General features: G+C 60.4%; 16 protein-coding genes and 2 pseudogenes. 12 read left to right on the top strand and 6 right to left on the bottom strand.

Translation table 11 applies throughout. From position 1 onward, the window contains the following. Window positions 1-222 precede the first annotated feature (222 nt). The 9 genes from GHK62_RS14100 (at window position 223) to GHK62_RS14060 (ending at window position 10,011) form a co-directional block, all read left to right on the top strand. Complete coding sequence (locus GHK62_RS14100) at window positions 223-312, top strand: K(+)-transporting ATPase subunit F (RefSeq protein ID WP_153439794.1); 90 nt, start codon at window positions 223-225, stop codon at window positions 310-312. Window positions 313-344: 32 nt separating this feature from the next. Next, the gene (kdpA, locus tag GHK62_RS14095) at window positions 345-2,048 is read left to right on the top strand and encodes a potassium-transporting ATPase subunit KdpA (protein WP_153439793.1); all 1,704 of its coding nucleotides are present in this window, start codon (window positions 345-347) and stop codon (window positions 2,046-2,048) included. Between the two features lie 9 nt (window positions 2,049-2,057). Then, on the top strand, window positions 2,058-2,225 hold the full coding sequence (locus tag GHK62_RS14090) for a hypothetical protein (protein ID WP_153439792.1): 168 nt from the start codon (window positions 2,058-2,060) through the stop codon (window positions 2,223-2,225). Window positions 2,226-2,265: 40 nt separating this feature from the next. Then, entirely contained in the window at window positions 2,266-4,353 is a 2,088-nt protein-coding gene (gene kdpB / locus GHK62_RS14085; RefSeq protein WP_153439791.1) for a potassium-transporting ATPase subunit KdpB, read from the top strand. Window positions 4,354-4,364: 11 nt separating this feature from the next. Further along, a complete protein-coding gene (kdpC, locus tag GHK62_RS14080; protein WP_153439790.1) occupies window positions 4,365-4,934 on the top strand; it encodes a potassium-transporting ATPase subunit KdpC in 570 nt (189 codons plus the stop codon). Between the two features lie 51 nt (window positions 4,935-4,985). Further along, window positions 4,986-7,691, top strand: a complete 2,706-nt coding sequence (locus tag GHK62_RS14075) for a sensor histidine kinase (protein ID WP_153439789.1) — start codon at window positions 4,986-4,988, stop codon at window positions 7,689-7,691. Beyond that, window positions 7,688-8,386, top strand: a complete 699-nt coding sequence (locus GHK62_RS14070) for a response regulator transcription factor (protein ID WP_153439788.1) — start codon at window positions 7,688-7,690, stop codon at window positions 8,384-8,386. Before GHK62_RS14075 ends, GHK62_RS14070 begins: the two co-directional genes overlap by 4 nt. A gap of 38 nt (window positions 8,387-8,424) precedes the next feature. Then, a complete protein-coding gene (locus GHK62_RS14065) occupies window positions 8,425-8,877 on the top strand; it encodes a PTS sugar transporter subunit IIA (RefSeq protein ID WP_153439787.1) in 453 nt (150 codons plus the stop codon). Window positions 8,878-9,231: 354 nt separating this feature from the next. Beyond that, window positions 9,232-10,011 carry a DUF4118 domain-containing protein gene (locus tag GHK62_RS14060; protein WP_153439786.1) on the top strand — a complete coding sequence of 260 codons (780 nt, stop codon included), beginning with the start codon at window positions 9,232-9,234 and terminating at the stop codon, window positions 10,009-10,011. Window positions 10,012-10,106: 95 nt separating this feature from the next. Here the strand turns inward: GHK62_RS14060 and GHK62_RS14055 are convergent, their stop codons facing one another. Then, a complete protein-coding gene (locus GHK62_RS14055; protein WP_153439785.1) occupies window positions 10,107-12,002 on the bottom strand; it encodes a potassium transporter Kup in 1,896 nt (631 codons plus the stop codon). A gap of 356 nt (window positions 12,003-12,358) precedes the next feature. Continuing rightward, window positions 12,359-12,938, bottom strand: a pseudogene (locus GHK62_RS14050) (tyrosine-type recombinase/integrase). A 435-nt stretch (window positions 12,939-13,373) separates the two neighbouring features. On the opposite strand from GHK62_RS14050, the gene GHK62_RS14045 reads away from it, so the two are divergent. Continuing rightward, window positions 13,374-14,168, top strand: coding sequence for a class I SAM-dependent methyltransferase (locus tag GHK62_RS14045; protein ID WP_167528248.1), 795 nt, complete (start codon window positions 13,374-13,376; stop codon window positions 14,166-14,168). A 241-nt stretch (window positions 14,169-14,409) separates the two neighbouring features. On the opposite strand, the pseudogene GHK62_RS14040 reads toward GHK62_RS14045, so the two are convergent. Beyond that, window positions 14,410-14,619, bottom strand: a pseudogene (locus GHK62_RS14040) (asparaginase); the annotation flags it as partial. Between the two features lie 158 nt (window positions 14,620-14,777). Beyond that, on the bottom strand, window positions 14,778-15,452 hold the full coding sequence (locus GHK62_RS14035) for a DJ-1/PfpI family protein (protein WP_153439783.1): 675 nt from the start codon (window positions 15,450-15,452) through the stop codon (window positions 14,778-14,780). Window positions 15,453-15,779: 327 nt separating this feature from the next. Between GHK62_RS14035 and GHK62_RS14030 the strand changes: the two genes are divergently transcribed. Then, window positions 15,780-16,622, top strand: coding sequence for an SDR family NAD(P)-dependent oxidoreductase (locus GHK62_RS14030; RefSeq protein ID WP_153439782.1), 843 nt, complete (start codon window positions 15,780-15,782; stop codon window positions 16,620-16,622). Window positions 16,623-17,046: 424 nt separating this feature from the next. Here GHK62_RS14030 and GHK62_RS14025 read toward each other — a convergent pair whose 3' ends face one another. Together GHK62_RS14025 and GHK62_RS14020 are read right to left on the bottom strand one after the other, a co-directional pair. Continuing rightward, on the bottom strand, window positions 17,047-18,300 hold the full coding sequence (locus GHK62_RS14025; protein WP_210253345.1) for a hypothetical protein: 1,254 nt from the start codon (window positions 18,298-18,300) through the stop codon (window positions 17,047-17,049). A gap of 732 nt (window positions 18,301-19,032) precedes the next feature. Then, window positions 19,033-19,683 (bottom strand): pyridoxamine 5'-phosphate oxidase family protein, encoded by a 651-nt coding sequence (locus GHK62_RS14020; RefSeq protein ID WP_153439780.1) that lies wholly within the window; start codon window positions 19,681-19,683, stop codon window positions 19,033-19,035. A gap of 505 nt (window positions 19,684-20,188) precedes the next feature. Between GHK62_RS14020 and GHK62_RS14015 the strand changes: the two genes are divergently transcribed. Beyond that, window positions 20,189-21,223: IS110 family RNA-guided transposase (locus tag GHK62_RS14015; protein WP_153439716.1), on the top strand; the 1,035-nt coding region annotated here is incomplete at its 3' end.

Raw genomic sequence — 21,223 nt, 5'->3', positions numbered from 1 at the left:
TCGCGCGCCGCACCCCTCGATCGTGCGGTGAGTGGGATGTCCACGCCATTGCGTCTGCCCGCCGATCGGTTCTCACCGCCTCCAGGGGAGCGCAGTAAGTCGAAACAGCGCACAGGAATTATCGACATGGACGTTGTCGTTCTCGCCATGGGCATCGTGTTCTTCGCCCTATCGCTTGTCTACGTCAGGGCGTGCAGCAACCTCTAATAGCGGAGCGCAAAGATGCTCATTGATTACACTCTCGGTGGTGTGGTGACGGTATTTCTTCTCGTCTACCTGACCCACGCCGTCGTTCGCCCGGAGCGGTTCTGATCGCCAGGCCTAATGCTCGGAAAGCCATACCTATGACTCTCAACGGATGGATACAGATCCTCGTCTTCTGCGGGATCATCATTTTGCTCGTGAAGCCGCTTGGCGGTTACATGACGCGCGTCTTCGACGGCGAGCGCACGGTTCTTTCGATCCTCTTCGGTCCAATCGAGCGCGGTCTTTACCGGATTGCCGGAACGAGCGAACGCGAGGAACAGCATTGGACCGCCTACGCTGCGGCGCTGTTGTTCTTCAATCTCGCCGGCTTCCTGCTTCTTTATTTCCTCCAACGCCTACAGGGCGCCTTGCCGTTCAATCCGGCCGGCATGAGCGCCGTCCCGCCAGAGCTTGCCTTCAACACGGCGGCGAGCTTCATGACGAACACCAATTGGCAGAACTACGGCGGCGAAAGCACGATGTCCTATCTCGTGCAGATGGCCGGACTGACGGTGCAGAACTTCGTCTCGGCGGCAACCGGCATTGCCATCGCGGTGGCCCTGATCCGCGGCTTTGCCAGGGCTTCGGTAAAGTCGATCGGCAATTTCTGGGTCGATATGACCCGAAGCACACTCTACGTGCTGCTGCCGATCTGTGTCTTGCTGACGCTCGTCTATGTCTACCTCGGCGTGCCTCAGACCCTCGGCGCCTACGTCAACGCGACGACGCTTGAAGGCGCGCAACAGACGATCGCGGTCGGCCCTGTCGCCTCGCAGATCGCCATCAAGATGCTGGGCACCAATGGCGGCGGCTTCTTCAACGCCAATGCGGCGCATCCGTTCGAGAACCCGGACGCGATCTCGAACTTGATCCAGATGGTCTCGATCTTCGCGATCGGCGCGGCTCTCACCAATGTCTTCGGCCGCATGGTCGGCAACCAGCGGCAGGGCTGGGCCATTCTTGCCACCATGGGCGTTCTCTTCCTCGCGGGCGTTGCCGTTTGCTATTGGGCGGAGGCTGCAGGCAATCCGCTCGTGCATGCGCTTGGCCTGGAGGGTGGCAACATGGAAGGCAAGGAAGTGCGTTTCGGCATTCCCTTGTCGGCACTCTTCGCCGCCATCACCACAGCGGCGTCGTGCGGGGCTGTCAACGCCATGCATGACAGCTTCACCGCGCTCGGTGGCCTGATCCCGTTGATCAACATGCAGCTTGGCGAAATCATCATCGGCGGCGTTGGCGCGGGCTTCTACGGCATCCTTCTGTTCGTCGTGCTGGCAATCTTCGTCGCCGGGCTGATGGTCGGCCGCACGCCGGAATACCTTGGCAAGAAAATCGAGGCGAAAGAGGTCAAGATGGCGGTTCTTGCCATCCTTTGCGTCCCGCTTTCGGTCCTCGGGTTCACGGCGATCGCAGCGGTTTTACCGAATGCGGTAGCGTCAATCGCCAATCCAGGCCCGCACGGCTTTTCGGAGATCCTCTATGCCTACACGTCGGGTACGGCCAACAATGGCTCTGCCTTCGGCGGCCTGACCGGGAATACGCCCTGGTATAACATCACCATCGGTCTCTCGATGCTGATCGGACGTTTCCTGGTGATCATCCCGGCGCTCGCGATCGCTGGCTCGCTCGTGACCAAGAAGACCGTGCCTGCCTCGGCCGGCACCTTCCCGACCGATGGCGCGCTGTTCGTTGGCCTCCTGGGTGGCGTCATCCTGGTCGTCGGCGGGTTGACCTTCTTCCCGGCGCTCGCCGTCGGGCCGATCGTCGAGCATCTCGCCACGCTTCTCGGACAGACCTTCTGAGGTGATGCCATGGAACAGCGATTCCAGCAGTCACGCAAACACTTTGATCCCCGCGCCACGGCGCGGGGACCGGTCGAGCCGCCGCGCGTATCGAGCATCCTTCTCCTGATGACGGGCGTCGTGGTGCTGATCGCGCGCCTTGTCGAGGCGCTCATTCCATTGTTCACGGCGGTCTGACGGATCGCGGTGATCTTAGACCTTCAAGCTGGAGTCTCCTATGAGCCAGTCCAAATCCGCGAGCATCATGGACGCTCGCATTCTCATACCCGCCATCGGCGATGCTTTTCGAAAGCTCAATCCGAAGACACTTTCCAGGAATCCGGTGATGTTCGTCGTCGCCGTCGTCTCCGCATTGACCACTGTCTTGCTTGTCCGTGATCTGATCACGGGCGGAGATAACATCGGCTTTTCCTTCCAGATCGTGATCTGGCTCTGGTTCACCGTTCTGTTTGCCAATTTTGCCGAAGCGGTGGCTGAGGGTCGCGGCAAGGCGCAGGCGGAGTCGCTGCGGCGCACACGCACGGAAACGCAAGCGAAGCTGCTCAAGGGCGACGATATCAACAACTTCAAGCTCGTTCCCGGCACAAGCCTGAAGGTCGGCGACAACGTCCTCGTCGAAGCCGGCGACATCATCCCCTCCGACGGGGAGGTGATCGAAGGTGTGGCCTCAGTCAACGAGGCAGCGATCACCGGCGAATCCGCACCTGTCATCCGCGAGTCCGGCGGCGACCGGTCCGCCGTCACCGGCGGTACCCAGGTCCTGTCGGACTGGATCCGGGTGCGGATCACCGCCGCGGCTGGTTCGACGTTCATCGACCGCATGATCGCGCTCGTCGAAGGCGCCGAACGCCAGAAGACCCCCAACGAGATCGCGCTTAACATCCTGCTTGCCGGCATGACGCTGATCTTCGTTCTAGCGACGGCGACGATTCCGAGCTTCGCCACCTATGCTGGCGGCTATATCCCGGTTCTCATTCTCGTCGCACTCTTCGTCACCCTGATCCCGACGACGATCGGTGCCTTGCTCTCGGCGATCGGCATCGCGGGCATGGATCGCCTGGTGCGTTTCAACGTCCTTGCCATGTCCGGCCGTGCGGTCGAGGCGGCCGGCGACGTCGACACGCTGCTGCTCGACAAGACCGGCACGATCACGCTTGGCAACCGCCAGGCCACCGAATTCAGGCCCGTGCGCGGCGTCTCCGATCAGGAACTCGCAGATGCGGCGCAGCTTGCATCGCTGGCCGACGAGACGCCGGAGGGCCGCTCCATCGTGGTGCTTGCCAAGGAAAAATACGGCATCCGTGCCCGCGACATGGGAAGTCTGCATGCGCACTTCGTTCCGTTCACTGCCCAGAGCCGGATGAGTGGTGTCGATTTCGACGGCTCTAGCATCCGAAAGGGGGCGGTCGATGCCGTTCTCCAGCACGCCGATCGTACGACTGTGGCGAACATCAACGGCACGGCAAGCGTCGTCGTGCGTGATCCGCAGGCGGCGCGAGAGCTCCAGGCGATCGCCGACGAGATCGCCAAGTCCGGCGGCACGCCGCTCGCCGTCGTCAAGGACGGCCGGTTGCTCGGCGTCGTACACCTGAAAGACATCGTCAAGGGCGGCATCAAGGAGCGCTTTGCCGAACTGCGCCGCATGGGCATTCGCACCGTCATGATCACCGGCGACAACCCGATGACGGCCGCCGCGATCGCGGCGGAGGCCGGCGTCGACGATTTCCTTGCGCAAGCCACGCCCGAAAACAAGCTCAGCCTCATCCGCGAGGAGCAGGCCCAGGGCAAGCTGGTGGCGATGTGCGGCGACGGCACCAACGACGCTCCGGCTCTCGCCCAGGCCGACGTCGGCGTCGCGATGAACACCGGCACGGTGGCGGCGCGCGAAGCCGGCAACATGGTCGATCTCGATTCCGACCCGACCAAGCTCATCGAGATCGTCGAGATCGGCAAGCAGTTGCTGATGACGCGCGGCGCCTTGACGACCTTCTCCATCGCCAATGACGTCGCGAAATACTTCGCGATTATACCGGCGATGTTCCTGGCGTTCTATCCGCAGCTCGGTGCGCTCAACATCATGGGGCTCGCGACACCGCAAAGCGCCATCCTGTCAGCGATCATCTTCAACGCGCTGATCATCGTCACGTTGATCCCGCTCTCGCTGAAGGGCGTGAAATACCGGCCGATCGGCGCCGGTGCGCTGCTGTCGCGAAATCTCCTGATTTATGGCCTCGGCGGCATCATTGTGCCCTTCGTCGGCATCAAGGCAATCGACGTCGTCATAACCGCGCTTTGCCTCGTTTAAGGATCATGACCATGTTGAAACAACTCAGACCCGCGATCGTCATGATCATCGCATTGACCGCCATAACCGGACTGGCCTACCCGCTCGGCATGACCGGGATCGCCCAGGCGCTCTTCCCGTATCAGGCCAATGGTAGCCTGATCGAAAAGGACGGCAAGGTGATCGGCTCGGAGCTGATCGGTCAGTCCTTCAGCGGTGAGGGCTATTTCCATGGCCGTCCCTCTGCTGCTGGCGACGGGTATAATGCCGCGAGTTCCAGCGGTTCAAACCTTGGTCCCACCAATGCCAAGCTGATCGATCGAATGAAGAATGAAGCGGAGGCATTGAAGGCGGAAAACCCCTTGGCGCCGGTACCGATGGACCTCGCGACGACGTCGGGCAGTGGCCTCGACCCGCATATTTCGCCGGAAGCCGCCTACTTCCAGGTTCCGCGCGTCGCCAAAGCCCGCGGGCTCGACGAAGCAGCAGTCAAGACGCTGGTCGATGACCATGTCGAACAGCGCGAACTTGGGTTCATGGGCGAACTGGCGGTGAATGTTCTCGCCGTGAACCTTGCACTTGATCGTGTTGGGGCCCAATGACGAATGCGGCCGGGGTCATCCCCGACCTTGATCGCGAGGGAATGCGCCACAATGCCTGACGAAAGACGCGACATCGATACCAGGCCCTCGCCGGAAGCGCTCCTCGAGGCCGCTCAACGCGAGGCCCGCGGCCGCCTGAAGATCTTTCTCGGTGCCGCGCCCGGCGTCGGCAAGACCTACGAGATGCTGGTTTCGGGAAGGGCGCGCAAGGCCGAAGGCGGCGATGTCGTCATCGGTGTCGTTGAGACCCATGGTCGCAAGGAAACCCAGGCGCTTGTCGATGGCTTCGAAGTGGTCCCGCGCAAGAGGGTCAACTACAAGGGACACCTCCTCGACGACATGGACCTCGACGCCATCCTCGCGCGCCACCCGGAACTGGTTCTCGTCGACGAGCTTGCCCACACCAATGTCGACGGCAGCCGCCATGCGAAACGCTACCTCGACGTCGAGGAGATCCTGGCCCGAGGCATCGACGTCTATACGACCCTCAACGTCCAGCACATCGAAAGCCTCAATGACGTCGTCGCGCAGATCACGCGCATCCGGGTCCGCGAGACCGTGCCGGACTCGATCATCGATCGCGCCGATGACATCGAGATCATTGATCTCACCCCGGACGACCTGATCAAGCGCTTGCACGAGGGCAAGGTCTATTTGCCGAAGACGGCAAAGCGGGCGATCCAGAACTACTTTTCGCCCGGCAACCTGACGGCCCTGCGCGAACTTGCTTTGCGCCGCACGGCGCAGCGCGTGGACGAGCAGCTTGTAAGCCATATGCAGGCGCACGCCATTCCCGGCCCCTGGGCGGCGGGAGACCGGGTGCTCGTCTGCGTCGACGAGCATCCGCGCGGCGCGTCGCTCGTGCGCTACGCCAAGCGCCAGGCGGACCGCTTGCGCGCTCCCTGGGCGGCGCTTCACGTCGAGACGTCGCGCTCGGTCAACCTCTCGGATGCCGATAAGGACCGGCTTGCCGCGCATCTGCGCCTCGCTGAGCAACTGGGCGGAGAGGCAACGACGATTCCCGGGCAGAACGTGGCAAGCGAAATCCTTCGCCACGCGGCGGCGAACAATGTCACCCAAGTGATCATCGGCAAGCCCAGCAAGTCCCGCTGGCGCGAGCTCGTCGAAGGATCGGTCTCCCATGACCTGATCCGGCAGGCGGGCGACATCAGTGTGCATGTGATTTCGGGAGCGGCGGCAGCGGCAGCCGAGCAGCGCGGCATCAAGACGGCGCCGCCTCCGGCGCAGGTCAAGCTCCGACCCTATTTGTTGAGTACGCTCTACATCTCCGCCGCACTCGCGCTCGGCGCGCTGCTGGACCAGGTTCTGGACGTCCAGAACATAGCGCTCGTCTTCCTGATGGCGGTGCTGACTTCGGCGCTGACCGCGGGACTGTGGCCAGCGCTCTATGCCTGCGTCGTCAGCGCATTGGCCTTCAACTTCTTCTTTCTCGATCCGCGTTACACGCTGACGATCGAGGATCCGGAAAGTGTTCTGGCACTGGTCTTCTTTCTCGTGGTTGCCGTGACGGCAAGCAATCTGACCGCGCGCGTCCAACGTCAGGCCGCCGCGGCTCGCCAGCGCGCCAGAACGACTGAAGACCTCTATCTCTTCTCCAAGAAGCTCGCCAGCACCGGCACGCTCGATGACGTGCTGTGGGCCACGGCCTACCAGATCGCCTCCATGCTGAAGGTGCGGGTCGTCATTCTCCTTCCGGAGGAAAATTCGATCGAGGTCAAGGCAGGTTATCCGCCGGACGACACACTGGTCGATGCCGATATCGCCGCCGCCCGCTGGGCATGGGAACATGACCGGCCCGCCGGGCGCGGGGCCGACACGCTGCCGGGTGCAAAGCGCCTCTATCTTCCCTTGAAGACTGGCCGCACGGCGATCGGCGTGGTTGGGCTCGACAATGACAAGCAGGGACCGCTGCTGACGCCCGAGCAGCAGCGGCTCTTCGATGCGCTGGCCGATCAGGCAGCGCTCGCCATCGAGCGGATCCAACTCGTGGCCGACGTCGATCGGGCGAGATTGGCAGCGGAGGCCGACAGGCTGCGCTCCGCGCTGTTGACGTCGATCTCCCATGATCTCAAGACGCCGCTCGCCGCAATCATGGGAGCCGCCGGCACGTTGCGCGACTATTCCGGCTCTATGCCTGAAGGCGACCGCACCGACCTGCTCTCCACAGTCGTGGATGAGTCCGAGAGGCTCAACCGTTTCATCGCCAATCTGCTCGACATGACACGCATCGAATCCGGCGCGACCGCACCGACTGCATCCTTCCATTATATCGATGATATCGTCGGCACGGCCTTGCGCCGAGCGGGCAAGATCCTGGCACGACATAAGACGGCGATCGACATACCGGCCGATTTGCCAATGTTGAAGCTCGACCCCGTCCTGTTCGAGCAAGTGCTGTTCAATCTCATCGACAACGCAGCCAAATACGCTCCACAAGGCTCAACGGTGATGATCCGAGCATGGATCGACGGAGGAGCGGTTACTCTCCAGGTCATCGATGAGGGCCCGGGCATCCCAGGCGGTGATCTCGAGCGCATATTCGACAGCTTTTATCGTGTTCAAAAGACCGATCACGTGCGCGCGGGCACCGGACTCGGACTTTCAATTTGCAAGGGCTTTGTCGAAGCCATGGGCGGAACAATCTGTGCCGGAAACAGAACCGATCGGTCGGGAGCGATCTTTACGATTTCCATGCCGATCCCGACCGAAGCGAGAAATGTGGAAGGTCTGACATGACAGTCTTAACGGTGAAAATACTCGTCGTCGACGACGAGCCTGCGATTCGAAAGCTGCTGCGAGTCGGGCTGACAAGTGAGGGTTATACCGTAATTGAAGCCATGAACGCCAAGGAGGCGATGAGCCTTGTTGCCAGAGAACAGCCGGACCTGATCCTTCTCGACCTCGGTCTGCCAGACATAGCTGGCCACGATCTGCTCGCGAAATGGCGCGGCGATTTCCTGGAGCAGCCGATCGTCGTTCTCTCCAGCCGCACCGATGAGGTGGGCATCGTCAGGGCCCTCGAGGGCGGTGCCGACGACTACGTCACGAAGCCCTTCGGCATGAAGGAGCTTGCCGCCCGCATTCGCGTCGCTCTTCGGCACAGACTGCAGCAGCGGGGCGAGAAGCCGATATTCAAGACGGGCGATCTTTCCGTCGACCTGGTGAAGCGGATCGTCAAGGTGGCCGACAAGGAGGTCAAACTGTCTCCCAAGGAATACGACATCCTGCGCATTCTCGTGCAGTACGCGGGCCGTGTCATCACGCACCAGCACCTGCTGAACCAGATCTGGGGCGGACCGACTGACGTTCAATATCTCAGGGTCTACGTGCGCCAGCTTCGCCAGAAGATCGAGTGCAGCCCGGATCAACCGCAATATATCACCACGGAAACAGGCGTCGGTTATCGCCTCCGCGAAGCAGAACAGAATTGAGGCTCCCGTTCGAGATTGTTCGGGAAGCGGATTGTGACATGAATATATATGAGATTCTCAAGCCGGAGCATGTTGTCATCAATGTCCATGCTCCTTCAAAGGTCATGCTCATCCATTTCCTTGCGGAGAAGGCGAGCCAGGCAGTCGGCATCGACGAGGATGAAATATTTCGCGCAATAAACAACCGCGAAAATCTTGGTTCCACGGGAATTGGCCAAGGGATTGCGATTCCGCATACTCCCATTGCTGGCCTTCAGGCGCCGTTTGCTCTCGTCGTACGGCTCAAGCAACCCATTGATTTCGAGTCCATCGATGATGTCCCCGTGGACATAGTCTGTCTTCTGCTCACCCCTATGCAAGGCAGTGCCACCCATTTGAACGTCCTTGCCTTGCTCGCGCGAAAGCTTCGCTCATCGGAGACCCTGAGCGCGATACGAGAGGGCTCAGAACCGGAGGAGGTATACCTGTCGCTGTTGGACGAGAGTGTCTGACGCTTCAACGCTTTAGGTCTTTGTTTTGTGCATATCGTTGACGCAGACCGCTGCACCCTCTTGGGCAACATGCACTCACTGTCTTCACAGTGAGTGCCGGAAACGAACGGTGTGAACCGATACGAGGCAAAGTGCCTTGTAAGCCGCATCTCTGGCGGACCGCGAACACGCAATGGGAGTATAATTGGTACGTATATCGCGGCACGACGAGTGCTTTTTAGAAGGAATCGCACCAATGGCCGGTGGTAAATCGAAGCTACAACAGGACATCACGCCACGCGTGGCAGCCGATCTGCGTTTGAGCTCGGCACCGTTGGAGGTTCCGGAGGTGGTCGGTTACTTGCATCCATAGCAATGACCGCCATCGCCACGTTGATTGCCGTTGGAATCGACAGCGGCGTGGCGATCCCGAACATTTCTCTCATATTCGTGGTGCCGGTGGTCGTCGCCGGCGTAGGCTTCGGCTTGGGCCCATCGCTCTGCTCAGCCGTGCTTGGCGCTCTCGCGTACAACTTCTTTCTGACCGAGCCGCGCTACACGCTGCTCGTCGATGATCCGGCAAACATCTGGGCAATAGGCCTGCTTTTTGTCATTGGGCTTATCGTCAGTAGCGTTGCCTATACCTCTCGGCGCAGAGCGACTGATGCGGCACTGTTGAGGTCCCAAGCGGCGGTGTTGCAAGACTACGGCCGTGCCGTCGTCGCGGCCGCCAGCATGGAGGCGATCGTCTCAACCACCGTCCAAACCCTTGCAGCGCTTTTCCAAGTTCCTGTCGCCGTGATGACCGTATCGGGGAGTGAAGTGGTCTCCGTCAACGCAGTGGGAGATATTGAGCTTCAGGAGGCCGAATTCGAAGCGGCGCGCTCCTCATTGGAGATGCGCACTGTCATTCGTGCCGAAACCTACCCAGCTACGGCCTCACGATTTGAATTTTGGCCCGTAAAAAACGTCGACGGGTCAGTGCGCTGCCATTGGACTGGCGTTCAACCGCAGCGATGTCGGAACCGGAAACTTCCGTCGACATCGTTCGGAGTGTTCTGGCCTTGGCACTTGATCGTCAGCATACTCCGAATGGCCGTGATGCTCGGTCTGCATGTTGAGCCGCGAATGGTCACGGTAAAAATCGCAAGCTAAGGGCTTGCGCACGTGAACTGTTAGGCCGAGACGTCGGCGGCGAACACCAACGAACCGAGCGTGTCTGGCGTGCAGCGTGCCTATCGATCCGTCGGTCAGACAAGCACCTGCTCGCCGATCTCGACAACGCGGTTGGGCGGCAGGCTGAAGTAATCAGAAGGGTCGATCGCCGCATGCGACATCGCTATGAACAGCCGGTCCTGCCATCCGGGCAGGCCAGTATCGGGGTCTGACACGAGCTTGCGCCGTCCAACAAAGAAGGACGTCGACATAATCTCGAATTTCAGCCCCGCTTTCCTGCACATTGCGAAGGCCTGTGAGACGTTCTGCTCGTCCATGAAGCCAAAGTTGATGGTGAGCTTGCTGAACCGATTCGAAAGTCTCGTTAGCTCGATCCGATCGGTCTCAGGCACGAACGGAACGCGACGGGTTCTAACGTGAAGGACGATATTCTGCGCGTGCAGCACATGATTGTGCTTGAGATTATGAAGCAGCACCGCGGGGGCCTTGTCCGGCACGCTCGCCAAAAAGACCGCCGTCCCTGGGACGTCCGAGGGAGCGTGTTCAGATTTTCGCTCGACCAGTCGTATGAACGCTTCCAGCGACATGTCGTTGCGGCCAATCTTCTCCTTTACCAAGCGCGTGCCCTTCTGCCATGTCCACATCATCAGCATAATCGTGCCGGCGATCATGATGGGCACGTAGCCACCGTCGTGGACCTTCAGCAGGTTGGCCGCGAGAAAGATGCACTCGAGAACGAACAGGGGCAGGAGTACGCTTAGAGCAAAGATCATCGACCACCCCCACACCCATGTCAGGAACGGGAATGCCAAGAGCGTGGTCACGACCATCGCCCCTGTGACCGAGATTCCATAGGCGGTGGCAAGCGCCTCCGAACTTCCGAAGATGATGACGAGCGTCAGTACGCCCATGAAAAGCAGCGAGTTGACGGATGGCACATAGATCTGGCCGGTCGTCGTTTGAGACGTGAAGCGTATCTCGAGGCGCGGCAGAAATCCGAGGTGGATCGCCTGGCGGGCCAGCGAGAAGGCGCCGGTTATGACCGCCTGACTGGCGATGATGGTCGCAAGTGTAGCCAGGATCACGATCGGCAGGAGCGCCCATTCCGGAAACATCAGAAAGAAAGGGTCCTCGATCGCCGTCGGCTGGGTGAGCACGAGTGCGCCCTGTCCGAGATAGTTGAGCGCAAGCGCCGGGAATACCACCAGAAACCATGCCGTCTGAATGGGTGTGCGCCCGAAGTGGCCGAGGTCGGCATAGAGGGCTTCCGCTCCGGTGACGGTTAGAAACACCGCGCCGAGAACGACCAGACCGACCAAACCCGCATGGGTAATGAAATCGAGCGCGTAGATTGGATTGAATGCATTGAGAATCGAGAAATCGTCACTGATGTGGGCGATCCCGCCGAGCGCCATGGCGACGAACCAGACGAGGGTGATTGGGCCGAAGAACTTGGATACAGCGGCGGTACCCCTTGATTGCACGAGAAAGAGCGCCGCCAGGATCGTCACGGAGATCGGCAGGACGTAGTCCGAAAGAGCGGGCGTGACCAGCTTCAATCCCTCCACGGCCGAAAGCACGGAAAGTGCCGGCGTGATCATCGCATCGCCAATGAAGAGGGCCGCGCCCGTCAGGCCCGCCAGAAACAGCAGCGCGATGCTGCCTTGTGCTTTCTTCATCAGGAGAGCGAGCAAAGAGAGAGTCCCGCCTTCGCCGTCATTGTCAGCGCGAAGAAGGAAGAGCACGTATTTCAGCGTCACGATGACCGTCAACGTCCAGATCATCAACGAAATCAACCCGATGACTTCGTTTTCGTGCACGCCATCGTGCGCGAACGGCCGCAACGCCTCGCGAAAGGCGTAAAGCGGGCTGGTGCCGATATCGCCATAGACAACCCCGATCGAGCCCACCAGGAGCGCGGCGAAGCGGCCGTGAGCTTTGTCGGGATGGCCGGCTTGTGTTGCTGTCATGAGGACCTCGGATTGGACTGCCAGGGATGTCGACCCCGTCGTGCATGGATGATATTCATGCCTCTACGGATACCGGTTCCCGGTCGGGGAAGATATTGCGGAAAAATCCGCAGTCAATGTCGCTGCGGCTGCGGTAACTTCCACCTATTGTCTTCATCCGAAGCGGCATTCGGCGGCTTCCTCGCAGGTGCTGTAAGTGATCGGTCTCCGGCAAAATTCCCTGCACCGCTCCGGAGTCCACTTTCACTCAGCACCGGAAATTCCCATCGTTGTCGGCGAGTGACCGCCACGGGTCGAATTTGGCCTTCCGCGCGCCGAGCTAGCGGCGCTTCTGTTCGAAGCGCCGCTATTGAGTACTACAGCTCAACCTGCTCAGAGATGGCCAGGGCGTCGTCGACCTCGATCCCGAGGTACTGCACGGTGCTCTCCAGCTTTTTGTGGCCGAGCAAGAGCTGCCGGTCTTCTTGTAAATGTGCGCCGCCTTCGTCCGCCTCATCGAATGCGTGCCGTAGCGCTTGGGATCAAGCCCGATGCTCGACACCCATCTTTCGACGATCCTGCTGTATTGCCGCGTCGACAGATGCGGCTTGGCGTGCACGCGGCTCGGAAACAGGTAATCCCTTTCCCCGCGCCTGCGACTTTCGATCCACGCAGTGACAGCCTCGCGCGTTTGATCGGTGATTCGAATTGCACGGGTCGGCCGGTCTTCTTCTGAATGATGATTGCCCGGTCGCGAACCCGTCCGCAAATCGCGACATCAGCAACTGAGATCGCGACCAGATCACAAGCGCGCAATTTGCTGTCGATCGCGAGATTGAACAGCGCCAGGTCGCGCACTGCACCCAACATCTGGAGGCGGGTTGGGATGGCCCAGACCTCCTTCGGCTTCAATGGGGGCTTCTGACCGATGATACGGCCCGAGTTCCAGCTAGACATAGCCTTCCTCCCAAAAGCCACCCCCCACACCGCAGCGCTCAACCTTCAAGCGGGCGGATCGTACTTCGAGAAGGATTTTTCGGGTGGTGACCAGTCGTCTGCTGTGGTTAGCCCGAATGGCCGAGATGCGGACTGAGCGGTCATCGCAAAGCCGATTGCCGAATGACGTGTTTGGGGCCGTTTGCAGACTGGCAGCTTCCGGGTTCACAACGGCGATTGCAGACGTTCAACCTGCTGGGATTGAGGTCGCGAACGAGCCCAATCCGGTCCTTCCAGGTGTCGCCGTCAGCGGCACAAGTGGGTGGAACCTGATCATCCCCTGCCACTGACGCCAATGACCACAAAGCTCTTCGGCTCGCCCTGTCGCATTGGATGCTGCTTGACGGCGTGCAGGCGGCGGTGAAATTATCGTGCGTTCCCGATGAGGACTGTGACATGGCAACGTTCGTGGCGACAAACCCCGAAGCCTATGAAGCTTATGTTGGGCGAGGCAGTCAGCGTCTCGCCCCGGCCTTCGTACGCTTCGCCGGTGTTTCAGCCAACGAGCGAGTCCTAGACGTCGGCTGTGGCACGGGGCATTTGACACGTGCAATCGCGGCAGCGAATGCGCGAGCAACCGGTATCGATCTGTCAATGTCATATGTGGATTTCGCGCGACGTATGACTGCCGACGAGAAGGTCGTTTTTGACATTGGTGATGCCCTTGATCTGCCGTACTCAGATGGCGTTTTTGACCGCGCGCTGTCCATGCTCGCTCTTGATTTGCTGCCCGACGCGGCCCGAGGCCTACGCGAATTCTGTCGGGTTACGCGGCCAGGAGGCACTGTGGCAGTAGTCGTCAACAACTTCCGCTGCGGCTGGACGCCGTTCAGTTTAGTTTGGGACGCGGCGGCGGTGCTCGATCCTGACGGCGCAGCGATGCGCGATGAAATGGTATCCAAGCCGCTGGGTTGGCCTGGCGGGCTCGCAAGACTGTTCGGTGTGGTCGGTTTCGCGAATGTGGTGGAAGAACCGCTCGGCGCGATCTTCGAGTACCAGTCGTTCGGAGACTATTGGTCCTGCTTTCTCACGGGGCAGGGAAAGACCGGCAGCTATGTCACGAACCTTGAGGGCGCGCAACGCAGCGAATTGGAGCGCCACGTCAAGACAGCCTATCTTTGTGGCATGGTGGACGGTCCACGCGCCTTTGCCACCTCGTTCTGGGCTGTTCGCGGCGAGGTTCCAACTTAGCGGTAGTTCGGCGCAGCTGAATTCGTGGCATCCAGATCGAGCGCAAAGTAGCGGTCTTGCCTGTCTTATTTTGATGTCCGCTTCGGGCTCAATCGAGCCACTCACATGGCTAGTCACCGAGCGCTGCAAAGGATCGATTCTTCCAGTCAGCGCCGATCTGGGTGACCGGGGGCGAGGTCAGCTTCCCAGCTCTGCTATTTCAAGCGCCATTTCAGCGGATGTCATTCCTAGCCCCAGCAGCAAGGACGCGAAGCTGCGGGCCGGTCAGATCACCCCCGAAGATGCATCCCGCCTTCTCTAGATCCTTGCCGCCGCCATTGCCGCAGATGGGCGCGACGCGGCCGCCTTGGCATCGGGACACGATAAATATGGGCAAGCCTGCGGAGATTATATCGGCGACGGCGTCCGCGACGCTTGGCGTAGCGTTTCCGCGGCCGAACCCCTCGAGAACGATCGGCCTTCGCACCGCTTCGGGCCGAACAACCGACAGGCTTGTCGTTAGTGACCACCAGATCGGCCAGGTATGCGCTTTCCTCTATTGTGTCGGTGCCGTGTGTCACCACGACGCCACTGCACGCCTCTTCCGCAATGCAGACATTCTGCCTGAACTTATAGAGTCGTCACATTCAACCCGGGAGACGGTGCGGCGTCGTCCGAAGATGCCGTCACCATGCGAATGGCCGAGTTGGCTGCGTTCGGATGATACCGCCAATCATACTCCATGTACGTTGCTGTCTCAGTTGCCTGTTCAAGCCCATGCAGTTCGGCGACGAGGTAGAGTGCAGCGTCGATCCCGGCGGAAATGCCAGCCGAGAGGACAACCTTTCCATTGTCGACAACCCTCACGTCCGGAAGAACATTCGCGGTCGGAGCATCCACCTGGAGTTCCGCAAGGGCTCCACGATGCGTGGTCGCATGCAATCCGTCCAACAAGCCGGCCTTGGCAAGCAGCAGCGCACCAGAACATACCGACAATACCCGCTCAGCCTGGCCAGCATGCTGGCGAACGAAATCCAGAACTGAAGGATTGTGCTTCTCCCGGCGCGTTCCGAAACCTCCTGGAACCACAAGGATGTCCGTGGTGGGGCAGTCGCGGAAGCTATAGTCCGGATTGATGCTGAGGTTGTTCCGGGCCAGGACAGGCTTGCTTTCCCGGGCCACGGTGTAGACGTCGAAGAGGCGCTTGCCTTCCCGTTGCCCCGTTACTCCAAACACTTCGAAAGGCCCTGCGAAGTCCATCACTTCTACGTTGTCGAACAACAGAACGGCGACTCGTCGTGTCATTTCGCTCCCCCTGTTCCGGCCGTGCGGTCCGGGAGGGGAAATATAGCACACAGGTGGCTGCTCAGACAGATCGTAAGGACTGCTTCGGCGCAACCACGACCTCCTGCGTGATCGCCTGGAAGGTCTGCATTCAGGCAGCAGCGAAGCTGATTTCTGCGTCCGATTCGGGGCGCGAAGCTGCCAAGATCTCCCATCGGCCCTAATCGGGCAGCGAGATTGTATTTGACTGCTCCCCAAGGTTTCATGCGGCAAGCATCCGTTTTCTGCCTGCAGCAAAATTCCGATGTCCCCTGCCTGCAACAGCCATCGTATGGGAGGCTAGCCAGTATGAAAGATGTCGTCGCGTTGGTTACGGGCGCAAGCCGCGGTGTCGGCCGCGGGATTGCGCTGTCGCTGCTCGCCGAGGGAGCCACGGTCCACGTTACCGGCAGGTCCCGTTCCGATGCGGAAGCAAGCCTGGGAGGTAAGCGCGCGGGATCGCTGGAGGGGCTTGCGCTTGAGGCTGCGGCATTACCCGGACGACTGGTCGTTCATCATTGCGACCACAGCAACGACGCCGAAACCGAGCGCGTGGCTGAAGAGATCAGGGCCGCCAACAGTCTGGACATTCTGGTGAACAATGCATGGCCCGGCTATGAAAACATGGTCGAGGATGGCGATTTTACTTGGCCGCGCCCTTTCTGGGAGCAGCCCGTCTGGCGGTGGGACGCAATGATCGGCACCGCGCTGAGGGCGGCTTTCATGATGTCGCGCGCAGTGGCGCCGACGATGATCTCGACGCAGCGCGGTCTGATCGTCAATATTTCGTTCTGGGCAGCTCAATTCTACGACGGCAACGCGATCTACGGCATGGCCAAAGCCGCCGCCGACAAGATGGCCGCGGACTTCGCACATGAACTGCGTCCACATAAAGTCGCCGCCGTCGCACTCTATCCCGGGCTGGTACGCACCGAAGCCGTCATGCAGAACGCCGAATATTTCGACTTGTCCAACTCCGAATCCCCGAGGTTCATCGGCCATGTCATCGCCGGACTTTGGCGGGACCCTGCGCTGATGTCGAAATCCGGGCGTGTCCTGGTCGCGGCAGAGCTGGCTCGGGAGTATGACATTGCCGACGTCGACGGCTACAGACCTGTTCCCCTCAGCCCGGCGGACTTTGTGAAAAGCTGAATTCGTGTCGGTCTTTTCAACGACCCGGTTAGTCGGCTGATCTTTCAAACAGTTCGTGGAAAACCTTGGCGCTCCGCCGAGGCGATCTTGCACGTCAATTTTCTCCTGGCTCCGTCTGCCGTGGCATGGAGCCACGCTCTTTGGAGACGTGATGCCGCTTGCAAGACGATGTCTGCTTTCAGGCAGGCGCGTGCCGGCCTCTATGACCGAAGTGGGGGCGTTTCCGGACGAAGTCCGACGACGGATGAAGCAGACGGCGAATGCCTTCAGCCCCGGTCCTTGCGGGCGATGCATTCGCATCGACATCTGAAATAACGGCGTCCGGAGTGCCTACTCAGCGTGCCAAAGGGGGCGGCCAAATCGAAGGGCCTGCGGCTCCTCGTGTTGCCCCGTTCAAGTCAGCACCACCTACTCTGCGCAGATGTCAGGGCGGCGTAATCGTTTGATGACGTTCGTCGAGATATCGCTCAAGCCATGTATAGCCGGCATACGTGCCCGATGGGACGATATTGTTTCGATCGGCTGCATTGGTCGTGCTGAGACCGTTTGCCTGCTCAAAGCTGTTCGGCATTCCGTCGTTGTCGCTATCGGTCGGCGGTGACCCCCCGGTGATCACGGGGAAAGAGGCCGATGTCGTATAAATCGGGTTGGTGGCAGGGGCCGTCGACACATTGCTGACAAAGCCGATCCACCTCGCGTCCAGGCTATCGCGGGGAAAGGCCCCGACTTGTTGCGTCAGGTGACTCTTGAGCGTCGCCGTGCTGTTGGCCGGGGCACTCAGCGCTCCGATGGGAGCAGCCCTGCTTGTTTCGGTGCACGGCGCCACCGGGCTGATCTGCGTCAGTCGGCACTGGGGGATGGCCGGCGAACCCAGGAGCACGTTGTCGTTGCCGGTACCCGTCCCAACCGGCGCATACCACCTGTTCGTGGCAGCCGTCTCGTTGCTTTGGTTGACGAGCGCGATCGGGCCCGTCGATTTCGGACCGCGCTCCATGATGTTGGCTGCGACATTCGCGCAGGTGCCGACGTTGTTCGCGTCAGGGTGATCGTCGACAACCATGATGCCGAACTCGCCCGGGTTCGAGATCAAGTTATTGATGACGTCATGCACCCGTTCGTTCGCGGTGCCGCATCCCACCGATTTCAACGCCGGATTGCGCCACCGATGCGCGCTGATGATATTGCGCCAGAGAGTGGTCTTGCCGCAGTCTCCCCGGTGCTGATCTGAGCAGATGAGGGGACCATAATCATGATGTGAGGGGGAAAGCGGGTAGGCGAACAGGCTGTATGCGATCGTGATGTTCTTACCGCTCTGAAACGAGTACATTGCTTGGTCGGAACCGTACCCGACCGACATGTGGTCGAGGTAGATGTTCTGCGGATCCACTGTGCCTGCCTTCTCGATGCCGATTCCGCTCCGACTGCCCCGTGTGCTCGCCCATGCGGCCTCGTTCCCCGGGCGCACGCGCAGGTGCCTCAGAAACACGTTGCTGGCCAGGATGCGAATGGGGGTCTTCGCGGCAGTCGCAGCGATGCCGGACTTCAGGCGGATCTGGATGCCGCCCGGGCTTGTCTGACCCGCCACCGTCAGGGCGCCACTGCTTACAACGATCGGAGACGCAAGCTGGATCGTTCCGCTCACCCTGAACACGCAGGTGCGGGCCCCGGTCGCCTGCATGCAGGCCCGAAGACTGCCCGTCCCGCTGTCTGCCGTGTTCGTAACAATGAAGACGGCGCCGCCGCGCCCGCCGCTCGTGGCCCTGCCGGCGCCCGAAGCGCCCGGAAACGTGTCGAGCGCTTGTGCGGACTGCACAGTCGCAAGGAAAAACGCGATCAACGACGCAGCACCGCGAAACGACCTCATCGTTGCACCCTCGATCGTCTAACTGCCGTTTACGCCTTAGGTGTTACAACCGAGAGGCCGTAGGGTGCTCATTGCACAGGTTGCAGTCAAGGATTAGGAGCGTCGCCCAAACGAGTTACCGTGCGTGAACCGGCCAGCGCATGCCGTGGTGTTGATACGCGGGTTAGGACGTAGAGATCAAACAGAATGGATGGTTTCGGGTCGCGGGCGCTGCAAGCACGAAGAGCGATACCGCAGCAATGCGCCAATCGGCGCCGGAATGGGCGACCGCAACGATGGCAGCAGACATCACTTGGAGAAAGACGCCAATCAACAATAGCCGCGGTCGAAATTGGATCCGCGACAGTGCGTAAGCAGCGAGCGCGCCGGCTGTGACAGCCAGTGCCGTAGAAATGGCGGCGACGATGAGAGAGTTGCCCTACTGTCTTGCCCGCTGCCCAACGCGAACAGGAACTGGTCGGCGCCGCCGGTGAAGGTGGCATCGCCGTACAACTGATCGCTTCCCGTGCCACCAACAAGAAGCTATCGGCTGACCGCAGAACGCCCTTAGTAGAGTGTCCTTCGATAGTCTTCCTCCAGTCCTTCGTCCATCTTTCGCATTTCATCCCTGTCCGTGGGGGCCCCTGTAGTCTCATCCAGAATCATCTTTATGAGCGAGGGCATCTCGGTGCGGTCCTGGAAATGATCTGCGCTCCACAAACGGGAGCGCCGGAATGCCTTGGCGCAGTGCATGAACACTTCGCTCACGCTTACGATGATAGCAAGGTTTGGGATGCGACCAGCGACCCCCATGCTCTTCAGGAGTTCAGGGTCACGAGTCAGAGTGGCTCGCCCGTTTACGCGCAATGTGTCCTCGAAACCGGGAATTACGAACAGCAGTCCGACGTTCGGGTTGGCGATTATGTTGCTTAGGGTATCAAGACGATTATTGCCGGGCCGATCGGGGATCGCGAGGGTAAGCTCATCAAGAATCTTCACGAAGCCAGGAGGATCGCCACGAGGACTGACATCGGCCTTTCCATCCAGATGCTGGGAACCTATGCACAAGAATGGCGAGCGCCTGATAAACTCTCGCGCATGCTCACCAAGCGAATTCTGACACTTCAGTATAGCCAGGGAGTGTGTCGGTTCGAACAGCCCCCGAAGTGACCGTTCATCCTCGATCGCGAAATCGGGATTGAGCTGAAATGCCGCCATGATCCACCTCCCAGGCTGCTCCCATTTGTATCTTAGTCATTATCCGCGCACCTCAGACCTTCACTGTCCGCTTCCTCTATGCGAATATGAGGTACGTACATCAAGCTTGGTACCTTAGTTTGATTGCAGGATCAATGTAGTTTGTGGGCCTTCTTGGCGATAAGGTGCGGTGGTTTATAACGACGACCAAAGTGCGGCCGGTCGAGATTTTGAGGAGGCCAGGATAAACCCGCATCCGAACACTCAGCCATACAAAGGGTCTGCTTTGCGCAACTAATTCGGATGTTCTGGGCGCTAGCGGCCAATTTCCGCAGTGGGTCGAAGGGAGCCGTTCCTCTCGAGCCCTGTACACGGCTTCTTGCGAAGATGTTCACGTTCTGGCCAACAAGATGGTGTAACGGGCCGACCCGGCCCGGCAGGTTTGAAGGGCCGGTGGTCGTCCCTCACAATGATGGTGTCGCGGAGTCAGGAGTGGCCTGCTCCATAGCAGCACGGAGAGACGACCATGAAAGAGTATGCCGGCATAGACGTATCCCTGGAATACTCAAGTGTGTGCGTGGTGGATGCGGATGGCCGCATTGTGCGGGAAGCAAAGATCCTCAGCGAGCCCGCTGCGCTGATCGCCTGGTTCGGCGCGCACGGCGTTGCGATGGAGCGAATTGGTCTGGAGGCCGGGCCCTTGTCGCAGTGGCTCCATGCCGGGATGGTGAAAGCCGGTCTCTCGGTCGAGCTGATCGAGACGCGCCACGTGCGTGCAGCCTTCAAGACAATGCCGGTAAAGACCGACAAGAAGGACGCTCGGGGCATTGCGCAGTTGATGCGGCTTGGCTGGTTCAGGCCGGTCCACTGCAAATCTCTTGCGGCCCAGGAGGTGCGTGCGCTGCTGACCGCCCGCAAGCTCATTCAAGGCAAGCTTCACGACATCGAGATGAGCATCCGGGGCATCCTGCGCGGCTTCGGCCTCAAGGTCGGGCCGACGACGCGGCGCACTTACGCGGGGCGCATCCGCGAGCTGATTGCAGGCCATTCGACCTTGGAAGCGATCGCCGCTTCGCTGCTGAAGGTGCGCGACGCGCTTGTGCATGAGTTTGCAGGGCTTGAGCGCCAGCTGCGCGCCATCGCCCGCCAGGATAACAACGCACAGCGGTTGATGACGACGCCAGGCGTTGGTGTCCTGGTGGCGCTGACGTTTGTGGCGGCCGTCGATGCGCCGGAGCGCTTCCGCTCATCACGCGCGGTGGGGCCGCACTTCGGATTGACGCCGAAGAAATATCAATCGGGCGAGACCGATCATAGCGGTCGCATCTCGAAGATCGGCGATGGGAGCGTGCGCACCGCGCTCTACGAGGCGGCCAACGTCATCCTGACGCGACCGGTCAAAGGTTCCGATCTGAAGCGCTGGGCGTTGGCGGTCGCCAAACGGGCCGGTCCCAGAAAGGCGCGCGTGGCGCTGGCCCGCAAGCTCGCGGTGGTGTTGCATTGCCTGCTCAGGGACAGAACCAACTTCATTGCTCATAAGGGAGCGCCAGCCGTGGCGGCT

This window comes from Sinorhizobium terangae, from assembly GCF_009601505.1.
GTDB classification, from domain to species: Bacteria; Pseudomonadota; Alphaproteobacteria; order Rhizobiales; family Rhizobiaceae; genus Sinorhizobium; species Sinorhizobium terangae.
Note: the sequence above shows the minus strand (reverse complement) of the source record. Positions and strands in the feature narration are given on the sequence as shown.

What these genes read in the sequence shown, in the direction of transcription:
- GHK62_RS14090 (WP_153439792.1), top strand. Translation starts at nt 2,058, where the DNA reads ATGGAACAGCGATTCCAGCAGTCACGCAAACACTTTGATCCCCGCGCC.
- GHK62_RS14045 (WP_167528248.1), top strand. Translation starts at nt 13,374, where the DNA reads ATGGCAACGTTCGTGGCGACAAACCCCGAAGCCTATGAAGCTTATGTT.
- GHK62_RS14070 (WP_153439788.1), top strand. Translation starts at nt 7,688, where the DNA reads ATGACAGTCTTAACGGTGAAAATACTCGTCGTCGACGACGAGCCTGCG.
- GHK62_RS14035 (WP_153439783.1), bottom strand. Translation starts at nt 15,452, where the DNA reads ATGACACGACGAGTCGCCGTTCTGTTGTTCGACAACGTAGAAGTGATG.
- GHK62_RS14100 (WP_153439794.1), top strand. Translation starts at nt 223, where the DNA reads ATGCTCATTGATTACACTCTCGGTGGTGTGGTGACGGTATTTCTTCTC.
- kdpB (WP_153439791.1), top strand. Translation starts at nt 2,266, where the DNA reads ATGAGCCAGTCCAAATCCGCGAGCATCATGGACGCTCGCATTCTCATA.
- GHK62_RS14065 (WP_153439787.1), top strand. Translation starts at nt 8,425, where the DNA reads ATGAATATATATGAGATTCTCAAGCCGGAGCATGTTGTCATCAATGTC.
- GHK62_RS14075 (WP_153439789.1), top strand. Translation starts at nt 4,986, where the DNA reads ATGCCTGACGAAAGACGCGACATCGATACCAGGCCCTCGCCGGAAGCG.
- GHK62_RS14030 (WP_153439782.1), top strand. Translation starts at nt 15,780, where the DNA reads ATGAAAGATGTCGTCGCGTTGGTTACGGGCGCAAGCCGCGGTGTCGGC.
- kdpA (WP_153439793.1), top strand. Translation starts at nt 345, where the DNA reads ATGACTCTCAACGGATGGATACAGATCCTCGTCTTCTGCGGGATCATC.
- GHK62_RS14025 (WP_210253345.1), bottom strand. Translation starts at nt 18,300, where the DNA reads ATGCAGGCGACCGGGGCCCGCACCTGCGTGTTCAGGGTGAGCGGAACG.
- GHK62_RS14060 (WP_153439786.1), top strand. Translation starts at nt 9,232, where the DNA reads ATGACCGCCATCGCCACGTTGATTGCCGTTGGAATCGACAGCGGCGTG.
- GHK62_RS14055 (WP_153439785.1), bottom strand. Translation starts at nt 12,002, where the DNA reads ATGACAGCAACACAAGCCGGCCATCCCGACAAAGCTCACGGCCGCTTC.
- kdpC (WP_153439790.1), top strand. Translation starts at nt 4,365, where the DNA reads ATGTTGAAACAACTCAGACCCGCGATCGTCATGATCATCGCATTGACC.
- GHK62_RS14020 (WP_153439780.1), bottom strand. Translation starts at nt 19,683, where the DNA reads ATGGCGGCATTTCAGCTCAATCCCGATTTCGCGATCGAGGATGAACGG.